This window comes from Collinsella sp. AF19-1LB, assembly GCF_003459655.1.
Taxonomy (GTDB): Bacteria; Actinomycetota; Coriobacteriia; order Coriobacteriales; family Coriobacteriaceae; genus Collinsella.
This window is the reverse complement of record NZ_QRWO01000026.1, coordinates 13,036-27,250: the sequence shown is the minus strand read 5'-3', so window position 1 is coordinate 27,250 and position 14,215 is coordinate 13,036. Positions and strand designations below refer to the sequence as shown.

Sequence of the window (14,215 nt, the reverse complement as noted above, 5' to 3'; positions counted from 1 at the left end):
CCGAAAGATCTAGATCTGTAACAGTTACTCAGTAAAAACCGTCCCTCGTGTTACAGATTTAGACAAACGAAGACCGTCCTGCCGAAACATCTCAATCTGTAACACCTAGCCGCCCAAATCGGGTCTAGATGTTACAGATCGAGATTTTGTTTGAGAGGCTGAGAATTGGACCGAAAAACACGGTCTCGGAATAACAAAAAAGCTCGCCGGCTAGGCCGACGAGCTGCAAGTTCTTGGTCGCGGGGGCAGGATTTGAACCTACGACCTCCGGGTTATGAGCCCGGCGAGCTACCAGACTGCTCCACCCCGCAATGTCTGGGCGCCTCATGTGCGCAAGAAAGAATATTACGTGGGAGTTCGGTAAACGGCAAGGAAAATTTCGTAGAGCATAATTCCTTCATATTTAAACCTCTCAGCCCCTATCACCGTAAACGAATCGCAGCCGAGCGCCGTCGACGGCACGTATACAATGGTGCGCGTCCTTTTATGCCAACACTGGGAGTAGACATGCTGCTCGCTATCGATATGGGAAACACGCAGACGGCCATGGGCCTGTTTGACGGAGACGAGCTGGTGCAGTCGTGGCGCATGCCCACCGACCGCTCCTATACCGCCGACGAGATCCACGTGCGCCTGATGGGCTTCTTTAAGATGTACGGCCTTTCGCTCGATGCGGTCGACGCGATCGCCTTTGCCGGCGTGGTGCCGCAGCTCTCGCGCGAATGGCACGCCGTAGCCGACCGCATTGCCGCGGACGCCATCGTCATTGGGCCGCAGACGGCCGCCGTGACCAAGCTGCGTGCGGCGCGCCCCCAGGCCGTAGGTGCCGACCGCGTCGCCAACGCCGTTGCGGCCGAGACTTTCTACGGCGCGCCGGCAATCGTGGTGGACTTTGGCACCGCGACCAATATCGACGTCATCGACGAAGACGGCTATTACATTGGCGGAGCAATCGCGCCGGGCATCCGCATCTCCATGGACGCGCTTGCCGCCCGCGCCGCCAAGCTCGCCAGCGTGCCGCTCGAGGCGCCCGAGCACGCCATCGGCCGCGATACCGAGGAATGCATCAAGGTCGGCGCCGTGGTGGGTGCTGCCGCCATGGCCGAGGGCCTGGTCGCGCGCATGAAACGCGAGCTGGGCCGCGAGGACGCCACCGTTATCGCCACAGGCGGTCTCGCCGGCATCGTCGCCGATTCGACCGATGCCTTCGACGTGGTCGACGGGCAGCTCACCATCAAGGGCATCTGCGAAATCTACCGCCGCATGCAGGAGCTGGGGTAAGACAGGGGCTAAAGTCGAGCACGCCCGATGTCACAGCCCCGCAAACGTTCGCCAAGCCTATTCCTCAAAACTGAAAATTTTTCAATTTTGAGGAATAGGGCGCTGGCAACCCATTCACCAGATAGGCGAAACCCTCCCCGGCACAGGCCGAAGAGGGCTTCGTTGTCATCGTTATCTTTGAGCGCGGGCGCCACGCGTTACAGTCCGCGAATCCGTACGGCCTCGGGCGGAAACTCCTGCTCGCCGGCATCGGTCTTGATGGTCGCGCGGCCCCAGATGTCCAGGCCCGCAAACACACCGACTGCGAGCGGCAAGCCGTTGGGCGACACCGCCGCGACCTGACGACCCAGCAGTGGCACCATGTCAAAGTACTCGCCCAGCACCGGAGCCAGCGGGCCGGCAGCGCCCTGCGGCGTGTTGGCGGCAACCGCCCAGGCGTCAACGCGGGTCAGCACAGCGGCGGCCAATGCCTCGATCAGCGCCTCATCTGCCATATCCACGCCAAGCTCACCCAGCGCCGCACGCTCAATATCAACCGTCACCGCGGCAAACATGCCCGCAGCACCGGCACCGCCGTTCACGGCAACACGCGCGAGCGACGCCTCAAACGCAGGCGCACCGCACACGATATCGCTCGGCCACTGGATACCCACTTTACCGGCAAGGCCCAACCCCGGCGTCGAAGCCGTGCCCACGAGCGCGTCCATCATGCCCATCGCGGCCACAAACGGCAGGCCGTGGAAGGCATGCATGTTCACATCGGGGCGCACAACCAGCGAAAACGTCAGCGAAGCATCGCCCACGCTCCACGCGCACCAGCCCGCGGACACGCCCTCGCGGCCCGCGTCACGCGCCGCGTCGAGCTCGGTACCGGCGACAACAGCATTCATCTCGATCATCTACATACGCCCCAATTCGCCCACGATATGGCCCACGCGATCCTCGGGTTCCTTGACCTCGACACCGTTATAGCGGAAGAACCGCGCCGGGTCGTGCATCAGGTCCTCGAGCGGCACCAGCACAAAGTCGCGCTCGCCAATGAGCGGATGCGGCAGGCGCAGCTTTTTGCCGCCGTGGGTCTCGCCGTCCATCCACAGCAGGTCCAGGTCGATGGTGCGCGGGCCGTTGGCCTTGGCCTTTTTGGAGCGGTCGCGGCCCAGCTCGGCCTCGATCTTCATGAGCTCGTCGAGCAGCACCAACGGCGCCAGCTCGGTCTTAATCTCGATGACGGCGTTGGCAAACGCGTCCTGGCGCGTCTCGTAGGCCGGCTCGCTCTCGTAGATCTTGGAGGAGTTGGACACGCAGGTGAGTGGAATCTCGGCGATCATGTCGCGTGCGGCGCGGATGTTGTCACAGCGATGCCCCAGGTTGGAGCCCACGGCCACAAACGCGCGGCGCGGCTGCGGCTTGGCAACCGCCCAGTAGCCGTTCAGGAACTGCGCAAAGCCCGCGGCGTCGTGCACGCGCACGATGTTGGCACCGGCCTGGATGGCACCCAGGCACACGCCAAACGTAGCGGCATCGCGCTCGGCGGCCTCGGTCACGCCCGAGACGGCGCCCACAAAGCGCTTGCGCGATACGGCGCACATGAGCGGATAGCCCAGTGACGCCATCTTGGCAGTCTCGCGCTGGATGACGATGTCCTCGTTAGCCGACTTACCAAAGCCCGGGCCAGGATCGATGCAGATGCGGTCGCGCGACACACCGGCGTGGATGAGCGCGCGGGCCTGATCGGACAGAAAGCCCATAACGCGGCGCATGATGGGCGCCGAATCGGGCAGGGTGAAGCGGCGGAGCTGCGAGGTGGGCACGTAGGCTTCCTCGCGGCGGGCGCTGCGGCGCATCATGGCGGCCAGGCGGTCATTGGGCTCCGATGCGGCCTCGGTGGCCTCGGGCGCGGGCGCGACGGTCTCGGCGGCAGCAGCCTGCTCGGCGGCCGGCGTCTCCTGCTTCTGCTCGTCCGTGGGCTCCGACGCGGGCTCCGGATCGCCAAACGGCAACGAGGGCTGCACCACGCCGCCCGGAAGCTTGGCCTCCGGCTTAGGCTCGCCCAGCAACTTGCCGCGACGGCGGCGAGTCGGCTTCTCAGCCTCACGCGCGGCCTCGGCAGCCGCCTCGCGTGCCTTCTCGGCAACAAACGCCGCTGCCGAGGTATCGAGCTGCACCGTTGCGTGCGTGCGCGCGGGCGCGGCGACCTCGCCGGCATGCATCACGATGACGCCGCAGGTGCTCGTCTTAACAAACTCGACCATCTTGGGGTCGGTGAAGCCGGTCACGTCGTTGACGATCGAGGCGCCGCAGCGCACGGCCGCCTTGGCAACCGCCACGTGACGCGTGTCGATCGAGACGATGGCGCCCTCCTTGGCCAGCGCGCGCACCACGGGCAGCACGCGGCGAGCCTCCTCGTCGGGATTAACCGGGGTAAAGCCGGGGCGCGTGGACTCGCCGCCTACGTCGATGATGTCGGCGCCGGCGTCGAGCATCGCCAGGCCGTACTCGATGGCGGCATCCGGGTCGAAGTGCTCCCCGCCATCGCTAAACGAATCGGGCGTCACGTTGAGGACGCCCATGATGCGCGGACGGTCAAAGCTGAGCTCATACTTTCCGCACCGCCATGTCTTGCTGTCGTTCGCCATGAACATCCTCCTAAAATGCCCACGCCGCCGAGCTTGGGGAGCTGGCGGCGGGGTCGCTTTGCACTTAGTCTTTCTATTGTATCCGCGCACACGGGCTAGAACGCAAACGCGGCCGCGATGTCGCAAGAAATCAGCAGGTCGGCATTTGCATCCTGATCGGTAGGCGCCAAATTGCAAATGGCCAGCGTATCGCCAGTAAAGTAGCGTGTGAGACCCGCCGCCGGGCACACCACGAGCGATGTTCCGCCCACGATGAGGGCATCGGCCGCAGCGATGGCGGCAACGGCACCGGTCAACACATGCTCGTCGAGCGGCTCTTCGTAGAGCACCACATCGGGCTTGATGCGACCACCGCACGCAGGGCACACGGGCACGCCCGCGGCGTCCTCATGCTCGCGCGAGCAAATCCACTCGGCGCTATAGACCGCGCCGCACGACTGGCAAATGTTGCGATGGACCGATCCGTGCAGCTCGAACACGCGCTGCGAGCCCGCCATCTGATGCAAGCCGTCGATGTTTTGCGTCACCACGGCATCAAGCTTGCCGGCGCGCTCCAGCTCGGCCAGCTTGGTGTGACAGCGGTTGGGCTTAGCGTTAAGCGCGATCATCTTGGTGCGGTAGAAGTCGAAGAACTCGGCCGGATGCGCCTCGTAAAAGCTATGCGACAGCATGGTCTCGGGCGGATAGGCAAACTGCTGGTGATACAGGCCGTCCACGCTGCGGAAATCGGGGATGCCACTTGCCGTGGAAACACCAGCGCCGCCAAAGAAGACCACGCGCTTGTGGGTGTCAAACAGATCCGCCAGCGCGGCGGACGCCTGCCTGGGGTCCGATATTGCCTGCGTCATATGAGTCCTCCGTCCTTGTTGATCGGGCGGCGTCGGGCGATGTCCCAGCATGCGACCTTTAAGTCAGCATGCGCGGAGCCCACCCCGCCCCTGTTGCGCTAATCTTAAGCCTGCCAACCCCGTAGAAAGGACACCATGCCTCAGACTTACACTTTCGCCTCGTGGAACGTCAACGGCCTGCGCGCCGTGCTCAAAAAGGACCCAAGCTTTATCCAGATCGCGCAAGAACTCGACGTCGATATCCTGGCGCTGCAAGAGACCAAGTTGCAAGAAGGCCAGGTCGATATTGACCTGCCCGGCTATCACCAAACCTGGAGCTACGCCGAGCGTAAAGGCTATTCGGGCACTGCGGTCTTTAGCCGCCAGGAACCGCTGCGCGTGCTGCACGCCGACGCGCTGTTACCCTACGCCGGCGAGGGCGAGGCGGCCGCACTCGTCACCCAAGCCGTAACCGAGGGCCGCGTCTGCGCGCTGGAGTTCGACAAGTTCTGGTTTGTGGATGTCTACACTCCCAACGCGCAAAACGAACTCGCCCGCATCGACGTGCGCATGGCTTGGGACGATGCCTATCGCGGCTTTTTGAGCGCGCTTGAACGCGAGACCGGCAAGCCCGTCGTAACTTGCGGCGACTTTAACGTGGCGCATGAGGAGATCGACCTTAAGAACCCCAAGTCCAACCGCGGCAACGCTGGCTTTTCGGACGAGGAGCGCGGCAAGTTCACCGAGCTGCTCAACGCCGGGTTTACCGATACCTGGCGCGCGGCAAATCCGGACGTCGAGGGCGTCTACAGCTGGTGGAGCTACCGCTTTAATGCCCGCAAGAACAACGCCGGTTGGCGCATCGACTACTTCCTGGTAAGCGACGCAATCGCCGGCAACGTGCGCGACACGGGCATCCGCGGCGACATCTTTGGCAGCGACCACTGCCCCGTCACCCTCACGCTAGAGCTCTAGCCCCAACTGATCTCCTGGGGACGGAGGAAAAGGAATCATTTTCACTTCGCGAGATCATCCACGCAGCTCGCTTGCCACGAAACTGGCCCATCTACTACGTTTAAGCCACTACCCTCAACCACAGTGAACAACGCAAAAAGAAAACCGCAGGTAGAAAGCCTACGGTTTTTCATAAAACACGGTTGTGGTTGGGGGTGTCGGGCCAAACGTAGTAGATAGACCGATTTCGTGGCGGGCGGGTTCAGCTGATTCCCTGGGAACGTCTGGAGGCGAAAGAAAACGGATCAATTTGGCTCTCCGAGGGCCACGATGCCCGTCGTATCAGCCGGCTATTTCAAAACTATGCCGGTTTACGGGGCTGAATCGCGAACCCCCAACCATACGCAATTCCGAAATAATAAAACCGCAGGTAAACGGCTTGCTCTATTTCAAAAATAGCCGGCATGGTCTGCTTGTGCCAATCTGGCCCCGTAAACCGGCATAGTTTTAAAATGGCACTTCGGCAGTATTGATTCCCGCCCCGGCGCAACCAGCCCTACAGTCCGTACTTCACGACGACTCGGTTGATGCGGCGACACCAAGGCTTGTACAGGGCGACCAAGAACACGCAGGTCGCGAGGCCATGCGTGATGTCGAACGGCACCGCCGTAGCAAGACGCGCTATGGCGCCCGCCCACGTGAGCGGTTGAACAAAACCGATAATGTCGTAGGCGTTGATCACAACGCCGTAGAGCAAGCCCGAGGCAAAGCCGTATGCCATCAGCGCCGGCATGCGCACGGTTCCATCCGCACGGTCGAACGCGCCCGCATGCGCCAGCGCGCCGCCAACATAGCCAACCAGACCCCAGGCATACATCTGCCACGGCGTCCACATGCCCTGTCCAAAAAAGAAATTGCTGGTCAGCGCCGCCAGCGCGCCAACCATAAAACCATTGCGGCGACCAAGCGTCGCCCCCGCGATAATGGCGATGGCACTCACGGGTTTAAAGTCGGGAATGGGGCCAAACAAGATGCGCCCCGCCGCGGCCAACGCCGCCAACACCAGCGTTGGCATAATCTGGCGCAGGCCCGGTCGCGACGCCTCGTAGCCTGCAAAGAACAGCGCAAGCACCAGCGCCACCACGACAAGCATGGCGAGCGCCGCCTGCTCAACGCCCGCCAGCAACGCCGCAGCCATCACGGCTGGCACCGCCAGCAGCAGCGGTATCTCCAGTTTTGCGAGTAGGCGCACGATGCGATAATCCGCCATCCCATCACGCCCTATAAAACACGTTGTCGGCAAAGAAGTCGGCCGGCGGCTCCATGCAGGCAATCTCGCCATCGAACATCATGGCGATGTCGTCGGCGACCTGCTCAGCAAAGTCCAAATCGTGCGTAGCCATGATGACGGTGCCGCCAGCCTTCGCATGGTCACGCAGGGCGCGGGCGATGATGCGGCGGCTCTCCAGATCCAAGCCCTTCGTGGGCTCGTCAAGCAGCAGCAGCTCGGGGCCAATCAGCAGCAGCTTTGCCAGCGCGAGCAGCTGGCGCTGTCCGCCCGAGAGGTCGTAGGGGTGGCGCGTCTCCAGGCCGTCCAATCCCAGTTGCGCCGCACGCTCCCGCGCCAAGTTCTCGTCATATCCGCAGGTCGAGGCCCATTCCATCAGCTCGTCGCGCACCGTCTCGGCAACCAGCAGGGCCTTGGGGTTCTGCGGCAGCAGCGCAGCCGAGGCCGCCCCGCGCACCATACGACCACGCTGCAGCTTGGCAGTCTTGGCCAGCACCGAAAGCATCGTCGACTTGCCGCAGCCGTTTCCGCCCACGACTGCATGCACCGCGCCAGCCGAAAACGACGCATCGAGCCCGCGCAGCACCCAACCGCACGCGCGATCGTAGCGAAACCAGCCTTCCGACAGGGTGGTAGCCGACCCAGCGTGCATTTTTTGGAGTATTCTGCTTCCATCCGTGCGCGGGAAGGCTTCCGAGCCGTTCTCGAGCGACGTTTGCGCCACAAATTCGGACGATTTGTCCAATTCCGAGCTTTTTTTCGCGCTCGATACGTCCCCGGGCGGCTCCAGAGAGCCCAAATTGTCCTCACGCCTGCTGAATACTCCGTTTTTTGCACATCGGACGGCACCCCACCCCAACATGTCGTCGGAAAACAGCGATTCTCGGCGTCCCAAAGAAGCCATATCCGCCACCTCGCGCACGTGACCGTCCTCAATCCGGTACGCACATGTCGCATACTCGAGCATTGGGCGCGGTTGATGCGTAGCCACAACAACCGTGCAGCCCAACTCACGGTTCACGCGAAACAGCGCGTGCAGAAAATTCTTCTCGGCAACGGGATCGAGCTGAGACGTGGGCTCGTCGAGTAGCAGCACACGCGGACGCAACGCCAGAACGGCCGCCAACGACAGCAACTGTTTGCGACCACCCGAAAGCGTGTCAGTATCGCGGTGGAGCCAGTCCTCCAGCCCAAAGAAATAGCTGGTCTCGGCTACACGACGGCGCATCTCATCACGCGCTAGACCCAAGTTTTCCAGGCCAAACGCCATCTCGTGCCACACGGTTTCACACACGATCTGGTTCTCGGGATCCTGAAACACATAGCCCATGCGCTCTGCGGACGCCCGAACGTCCATATCGGCAACGCTCTCACCCAGCACGCACAGCTCGCCGGCGCATTCGCCCATCGGCGCGATCTCGGGTTTGAGCAGCGAGAGCAGCGTCGACTTGCCCGACCCGGTACCGCCAACGAGCAGTGCAAACGCACCTTGGGGAACAGACCAGTCGAGCCCGTCGAGCACCAGCGCCTCAGCCCCGGGGTAGGTAAAGCTCAGGCCCCGTACCTCAATCGCCGGAATATCCGGGCCGCACGCCGCGCCCGACACCGGGCCCCTATCCAACCGAGCCATCAGCCAAACCTCTTCTCATCAATCGCGTGCAACGCGCAAGGCAGCACCATCCAGGCAGCGTACACGACATAGCCCGGCCACGGCGCCGGCACCGAGAGCTGCGGATAAAACGAATACTGCGTCGTCGCGGTCCACGCCACTGCCACCGTGACCACGCCAAACAGCGCAAGCCCAACCAGCGCGGCAACGTCGCTGCGCCCCAGCCGATACCGCGCATACGTCGTACGACGCGTCGCGGCACCCCACCCGCGCGAGCGCATCGCGTCCGCGCGCTCCAGCGAATCTTCCATGCCCCAGCCCATCAACACGCTCGACGCCCGCAGGCGCGAGCGCACGGGGTCGGCCGGCGCGCGGCCCGGCACATCGATCGCGTCCTGCACCGCCAGCACCGTGCGGCCGCGGCGCAAAAACTGCGGGATAAGCCTCATGCACATCGAGATCATGAGCGCAATCACCGGTGCGGCATTGCCCAGCAGCGCGAGCACCTTGTCGTATTCGAGCATCGACGCCGCCGCCTCAAACCACAGCACGCTCGCCACAAACAGCCCGCCCATGCACAGGCCGTATACCATGCTCTCCAGATACACCGCGCGCATGCCAATACGGAACAGCTCCGTCGAGCCCGAGGCGCTAAACAGCGGATTGAGCACCGCGACGATCAAAATCACCGGCAGCTGCCAGCGGAGCGCGCCCAGCGTGCGGGCAGCCCCACGCGTCGCAAATCCATACGCCAGCCCGCCCGCAAGTGACAGCGCAATCAGTACCGGCTGCATCGAGAACATAGTGAGCCCCAGCGTCAGCACTATATAGAGTGCCGGCACAGCCGGATGCGACATCGAGAATGCCGCGACGGGCTCGTTGCCCGATTCCTCTCGCATGATATCCACGGGCACCCTCATCCCCTCGCTCAAACGCCAACGGCGTAGCGCCGCCGGCGCCATACACAACCAGCGCAAACGCCGCGCCCGCGGCACCGACATCGGCCGCCATGCGTCAATCGTTACGCGCTCGTCATATGCCTGCGGTATCATATTGCGCCGTGTATCGTTTCCAAACACACGTCTCTATAACGTAACAGGAGATCACATGGACGCAACCGCAATTATCCTCGCCGCCGGCGAGGGCACCCGCATGAAGTCGAACCACTGCAAGGTTTCGCACAAGATCCTGGGTAAGCCCATGGTCCAGTGGATCGTCGACGCCACCATCAAGGCCGGCTGCAGCCGCGTCGTGGTCGTCATCGGCAGCCACGCCGACGAGATGCGCGCCCTTATCGACGGCGCCTACGCCAACAGCGCCACCAAGGTCGAGTGCGTCGAGCAGACCGAGCGCCTGGGCACCGGCCACGCCGTAAAGGTCGCGCTCGAGGCCTGCGGCATCACGCAAGGCCCCGTCGTCGTGCTCAACGGCGACCTGCCGCTCATCACTGCCGACACCGTCGCCAAGTTCGCGCAGACCGTCGCTACCGGCGAGCTCGCCTGCACCGTCATGACCATGACCCCGCCCGATCCCTTTGGCTACGGCCGCATCAAGCTGGGTGCCGACGGTCAGATCGAGCGCATCATCGAGCAGAAGGACTGCACGCCCGAGCAGGCCGCCACGCTGCTCGAGTGCAACGCAGGCTGCTACGCCTTCGACGGCGCGCAGCTCGCCGCACACATTGACGAGATCGGCAACGACAACGCGCAGTCCGAGTACTACCTGCCCGACATGCTCGAGATCCTCAAGGGCCACGGCCAGGCAGTCTCCATCTTCCACTGCGACGACTACCGCGACGGTCTGGGCGTCAACAGCCGTATCCAGCTCGCACAGCTTACCGCCATCGCGCGCGACCGCATCAACGAGCACTGGATGGCCGAGGGCGTTACGTTCATCGACCCCACGCAGGCCTGGATCGGCCCCGACGCCACCATCGGCCGCGACACCGTCGTGTGGCCTCAGACGCACCTGATCGGCCACGTCACCGTGGGCGAGGAGTGCCAGCTCGGCCCCAACAGCCGCCTCACCGACACCACCGTCGGCAGCGGCTGCATCATCGATGAGACCATCGCCATCGAGGCCGTCATCGAGAACGGCGTCGACTGCGGCCCGCGCGCCTACCTGCGCCCGGGTACCCACATGCTCGACGGCTCCAAGGCCGGCACGCACGTGGAGATCAAGAAGTCCACGATCGGCGAGGGCTCCAAGGTTCCGCACCTGTCCTACATCGGCGACACCACCATGGGCGCCGGCGTCAACGTGGGCGCGGGCTCCATCACCTGCAACTACGACGGCGTGCACAAGCACAAGACCGTCATCGGCAAGGATGCCTTCATCGGTTCCGACACCATGATGGTCGCGCCCGCCCAGATCGGTGACGGCGCGCTCGTGGCCGCCGGCTCCGTCATCACCGAGCCGGTCCCGGCCGACGCGCTCGGTCTGGGCCGCGCCCGTCAGGTAAATATTGAGGGCTGGGCCGCCGATTATCGCCGCCGTCTGCACGAGGACGACGAGGTATAACGTTTTACCAAGCATCTAAGGAGCTGTTCCCATGGGGACGGCTCCTTTTTCTATGCTGACCTGCGCGACAGAATGAGTGGTCGGTTCGTGTCCGTTGACGGTAAAGACGTTATCAAGACCCGATTAACCCCGCCGCGCGGTTACAATGCAAAAAGGCATCTATATGGCATTCGATATATAAAGGAGAAGGGTAATGCCGATTAATGATCCCGAGAAGTCGGAGAATATGCGCAAGTCCATCCGCGTGTATTCCGGTTCCTCCAACCGTCCCCTCGCTCAGAAGATCGCTGAGTACCTTGGGGTCGAGCTTTCGGGCCTTACGCTAAAGCAGTTCGCCAACGGTGAGATTTACGCCCGCTACGACGAGACCGTCCGCGGCGCCGACGTCTTCCTGATTCAGTCCGTGGCTGGCGGCAACGTCAACGACATGCTCATGGAGCTGCTCATCGCCACCGACGCTGCCAAGCGCGCATCCGCCCGCTCCATCACCGCCGTTATCACCCACTACGGCTACGCCCGCCAGGACCGCAAGGCCGGCCCGCGCGAGCCCATCACCGCCCGCCTCGTCGCCAACCTGCTCGAGCGCGCCGGCGTCAACCGCATCATCACCCTCGACCTGCACCAGGGCCAGATCCAGGGCTTCTTTGATATCCCGGTTAACCACCTGTCCGCACTGCCGCTGTTTGGCCAGTACTACAACGACATGCACTTCGACACCGACAACCTGGTTGTCGTCTCCCCCGACGTGGGTCGCGCCAAGGCCGCCAAGAAGCTGTCCGACATGCTCGGCTGCGACCTGGCCATCGCCCACAAGGGCCGTCCGCGCCACAACGCCGCCGAGGTCATGGGCATCATCGGTGACATCAAGGGCAAGACCTGCATCATCAACGACGACATGATCGACACCGCTGGCACCCTGTGCGCCAACGTCAAGGAGCTCAAGGCTATGGGCGCCGGCGACATCTACGTGTGCGCCACCCACGGCATCTTCTCCGGTCCGGCCATCGAGCGTCTGAACGACGCCCCCATCGTCGAGTGCGTCGTCACCGATGCCATTCCCGTCGAGGTCGGCGGCAAGATTAAGACCATCTCGGTCGCCGAGGAGTTCGCTCAGGCCATCTCCGCCGTTTACCACGAGGAGCCCGTCTCCACGCTCGTCGGCGGCGACTTCGCGCTGTAGCCTGCCACGCATCGCATCATCTTTGATGCTTTTAAAGGGTCGGAAGCTCGCTTCCGACCCTTTTTCTATCCCTCGCCAACCTTCCCTGGACAATTAGTTCAAATTTGTATTTTCTTGGGCGCCCACATGGACCACTTGATGCGCCAAAGGTTCACCTGCCGGCATAATCTCGGCCAATCTCTCCTCTTATGGACGTCTTCACTATGCCATTCACTCTATTTTGCCCACCGAACCCTTCGACAATGGCGGAACGCTTCAATCGCCTTATACAAATCTGAACTAACTGTCCAACACCTATCTCGATCCATGCCTCCAAGGTCAAACAAGCGCCCTGAGCCCCGCTTTTTCAAGGCCCCTCGCACGATCTGCTACCGTCTGCGGCGCACGACGCCCCTTTGAGCGAAAAGAACGCCACGGCTGCATCATTTCGCCGACGGCTTAGTACTTTATAGCTATGACCACTGTGATCTCACATTTCTCCGCCCTCCGCGCAATTCGCCGCGCTCGACGGGCGTACTCTGCGCTTCCGTGGGGCATCATCGATGACAGGCAACAGGCACAAGCCCTTGCAAGTTGTGTTCCCAACAAGGACGCCATAGACTTTGTAGCTCTTGCGATGCTTGACGCCTGGAGCGAAGACGACTCCGAGCGCCTAGATCTCCTTGTTGCCGGCGGCAACAACAGACGGCCCGACGGACGTCTTCTCCAGCACAGCGTCACCGCCCCGCTTCCCGCGGAAGCAATCATGCACATCGAAGCTGACATCTACGCAACGTCTCCCGCCATGACAGCCATGTTGTGCTCTAGGAATGAGCCTGTAGCCAAAGTCCTGATGCTTCTCATGGAGCTGCTGGGGTCCTACTCCCTTCCGCCCGAGATAACCAACCCCATCGCCCACGACGACACGTGGCCCAAGGCCGGTAGCTCCGAAGCGATGGACGATCTTGATTGTCATGGCGGCCAGCCGGCACCCGGAAAGCAAGACGAAACCCGCTACGAACAGGCGCACTACAAATGCGAGCCTGCCACAACCATAAATGAGCTCGAGGCAGTCGCACAGTTTGCCAAAAGTAGCTCCTACGCCTCGTTTCGCACGGCCGTCAGACTCGCCCGAGCAGGATCCGCATCCCCAGCGGAGTCCTTAATGTTCGCCGTCCTGGGCGCGCCCATGCGCTTTGGCGGATTCGGATGCTGCAGCCTGCCCATGGGAGGCCTGCTACTCAACCATCGAATCGACTTCGACACTCTTGCGGTCAACATGTCCTCAGGCATCCCCTATGCCATCTGCGACCTATATTGCCCGGCAGCCGGAGTCGACAACGAATACAACGGAATTGGGCATGAGCTTCAAAATGCTCGCATCCACGATGGCAATCGAAATAATGGACTCAAGGCAATGGGCATCCACGTCCTGGTTATCAATCGCGACCAAATGAAAGACCTTGTTGCGCTCGAAGCCTTCGCACAAATGATGCATCGACTCGCTGGGGTTCGGTTCCGCTATCGCATCAAGGGTTATCGCAAACGTCAAGCCGCATGGCTCAACGCCCTTCGGGCCGGAATCGGCCTCGCGCCGGTCTAGAAAGCGTATCTCGACAACATCGCCGAGCAAGGCTGGACAGTTAGTTCAGATTTGTATAAACAGACGGCTTATTTCAAGGCGCTTTGCTGCCATCTCGGGGCCAATCACCTCATTTAAAGGCTCGAATGGCTTCGAAATAGCGCAAAACGTGCGCCCCAAAGCACCGAAACGGCTCCATGTCTCCGATTTTGGCAGCCGAGAGCCTCTTGCTTTATACAAATCTGAACTAACTGTCCACCCCGGTTTCCTGCAACCGCTCAAACGCCCTCAACTCACCTCAATTGCCCTCCATTTGACAGCGGCAACAGGGTCGCTCACCATAGCAGGCGACAAATCAA

11 protein-coding genes and 1 tRNA gene are annotated in these 14,215 nt (G+C 62.3%); 5 read left to right on the top strand and 7 right to left on the bottom strand.

The window, feature by feature from the left end; genetic code table 11:
- Window positions 1–234 precede the first annotated feature (234 nt).
- Window positions 235–311: transfer RNA gene (locus DWX39_RS08425), tRNA-Met, on the bottom strand.
- 196 nt (window positions 312–507) lie between these two features.
- On the opposite strand from DWX39_RS08425, the gene DWX39_RS08420 reads away from it, so the two are divergent.
- Window positions 508–1,281, top strand: coding sequence for a type III pantothenate kinase (locus tag DWX39_RS08420; protein WP_138113655.1), 774 nt, complete (start codon window positions 508–510; stop codon window positions 1,279–1,281).
- Between the two features lie 197 nt (window positions 1,282–1,478).
- Here DWX39_RS08420 and DWX39_RS08415 read toward each other — a convergent pair whose 3' ends face one another.
- The 3 genes from DWX39_RS08415 to DWX39_RS08405 all read right to left on the bottom strand — a co-directional run bounded on the left by DWX39_RS08415 (window position 1,479) and on the right by DWX39_RS08405 (window position 4,765).
- A complete protein-coding gene (locus tag DWX39_RS08415; RefSeq protein WP_117759348.1) occupies window positions 1,479–2,180 on the bottom strand; it encodes a hypothetical protein in 702 nt (233 codons plus the stop codon).
- Window positions 2,181–3,917, bottom strand: coding sequence for a dihydropteroate synthase (gene folP / locus DWX39_RS08410; RefSeq protein WP_117759346.1), 1,737 nt, complete (start codon window positions 3,915–3,917; stop codon window positions 2,181–2,183).
- A 95-nt stretch (window positions 3,918–4,012) separates the two neighbouring features.
- Entirely contained in the window at window positions 4,013–4,765 is a 753-nt protein-coding gene (locus tag DWX39_RS08405) for an NAD-dependent protein deacylase (RefSeq protein ID WP_117759345.1), read from the bottom strand.
- Between the two features lie 135 nt (window positions 4,766–4,900).
- Here DWX39_RS08405 and DWX39_RS08400 point away from each other — a divergent pair, with 135 nt between their 5' ends.
- Entirely contained in the window at window positions 4,901–5,719 is an 819-nt protein-coding gene (locus DWX39_RS08400; RefSeq protein WP_117759343.1) for an exodeoxyribonuclease III, read from the top strand.
- A 535-nt stretch (window positions 5,720–6,254) separates the two neighbouring features.
- Here the strand turns inward: DWX39_RS08400 and DWX39_RS08395 are convergent.
- Genes DWX39_RS08395 through DWX39_RS08385 form a run of 3 tightly spaced genes read right to left on the bottom strand, consistent with a single transcriptional unit; the run spans window position 6,255 to window position 9,494 of the window.
- Window positions 6,255–6,968: a DUF6580 family putative transport protein gene (locus DWX39_RS08395; protein ID WP_117759341.1), complete on the bottom strand. Its 714-nt coding sequence runs from the start codon at window positions 6,966–6,968 to the stop codon at window positions 6,255–6,257.
- Window positions 6,969–6,972: 4 nt separating this feature from the next.
- A complete protein-coding gene (locus DWX39_RS08390) occupies window positions 6,973–8,616 on the bottom strand; it encodes an ABC transporter ATP-binding protein (protein ID WP_117759339.1) in 1,644 nt (547 codons plus the stop codon).
- Window positions 8,616–9,494, bottom strand: a complete 879-nt coding sequence (locus DWX39_RS08385) for an energy-coupling factor transporter transmembrane component T (RefSeq protein WP_117759367.1) — start codon at window positions 9,492–9,494, stop codon at window positions 8,616–8,618. Before DWX39_RS08385 ends, DWX39_RS08390 begins: the two co-directional genes overlap by 1 nt.
- 208 nt (window positions 9,495–9,702) lie before the next feature.
- Between DWX39_RS08385 and glmU the strand changes: the two genes are divergently transcribed.
- The 3 genes from glmU to DWX39_RS08370 all read left to right on the top strand — a co-directional run bounded on the left by glmU (window position 9,703) and on the right by DWX39_RS08370 (window position 13,877).
- Complete coding sequence (gene glmU, locus DWX39_RS08380; RefSeq protein WP_117759337.1) at window positions 9,703–11,115, top strand: bifunctional UDP-N-acetylglucosamine diphosphorylase/glucosamine-1-phosphate N-acetyltransferase GlmU; 1,413 nt, start codon at window positions 9,703–9,705, stop codon at window positions 11,113–11,115.
- Between the two features lie 193 nt (window positions 11,116–11,308).
- Window positions 11,309–12,295: a ribose-phosphate pyrophosphokinase gene (locus DWX39_RS08375; RefSeq protein WP_089573682.1), complete on the top strand. Its 987-nt coding sequence runs from the start codon at window positions 11,309–11,311 to the stop codon at window positions 12,293–12,295.
- Between the two features lie 454 nt (window positions 12,296–12,749).
- Window positions 12,750–13,877: a hypothetical protein gene (locus tag DWX39_RS08370; protein ID WP_117759335.1), complete on the top strand. Its 1,128-nt coding sequence runs from the start codon at window positions 12,750–12,752 to the stop codon at window positions 13,875–13,877.
- The last annotated feature ends 338 nt before the right edge of the window (window positions 13,878–14,215 follow it).

Coding starts and splice junctions, on each gene's coding strand:
- DWX39_RS08395 (WP_117759341.1), bottom strand. CDS start 6,968: ATGGCGGATTATCGCATCGTGCGCCTACTCGCAAAACTGGAGATACCG.
- DWX39_RS08415 (WP_117759348.1), bottom strand. CDS start 2,180: ATGATCGAGATGAATGCTGTTGTCGCCGGTACCGAGCTCGACGCGGCG.
- DWX39_RS08375 (WP_089573682.1), top strand. CDS start 11,309: ATGCCGATTAATGATCCCGAGAAGTCGGAGAATATGCGCAAGTCCATC.
- DWX39_RS08385 (WP_117759367.1), bottom strand. CDS start 9,494: ATGCGAGAGGAATCGGGCAACGAGCCCGTCGCGGCATTCTCGATGTCG.
- DWX39_RS08400 (WP_117759343.1), top strand. CDS start 4,901: ATGCCTCAGACTTACACTTTCGCCTCGTGGAACGTCAACGGCCTGCGC.
- glmU (WP_117759337.1), top strand. CDS start 9,703: ATGGACGCAACCGCAATTATCCTCGCCGCCGGCGAGGGCACCCGCATG.
- DWX39_RS08390 (WP_117759339.1), bottom strand. CDS start 8,616: ATGGCTCGGTTGGATAGGGGCCCGGTGTCGGGCGCGGCGTGCGGCCCG.
- folP (WP_117759346.1), bottom strand. CDS start 3,917: ATGGCGAACGACAGCAAGACATGGCGGTGCGGAAAGTATGAGCTCAGC.
- DWX39_RS08420 (WP_138113655.1), top strand. CDS start 508: ATGCTGCTCGCTATCGATATGGGAAACACGCAGACGGCCATGGGCCTG.
- DWX39_RS08370 (WP_117759335.1), top strand. CDS start 12,750: ATGACCACTGTGATCTCACATTTCTCCGCCCTCCGCGCAATTCGCCGC.
- DWX39_RS08405 (WP_117759345.1), bottom strand. CDS start 4,765: ATGACGCAGGCAATATCGGACCCCAGGCAGGCGTCCGCCGCGCTGGCG.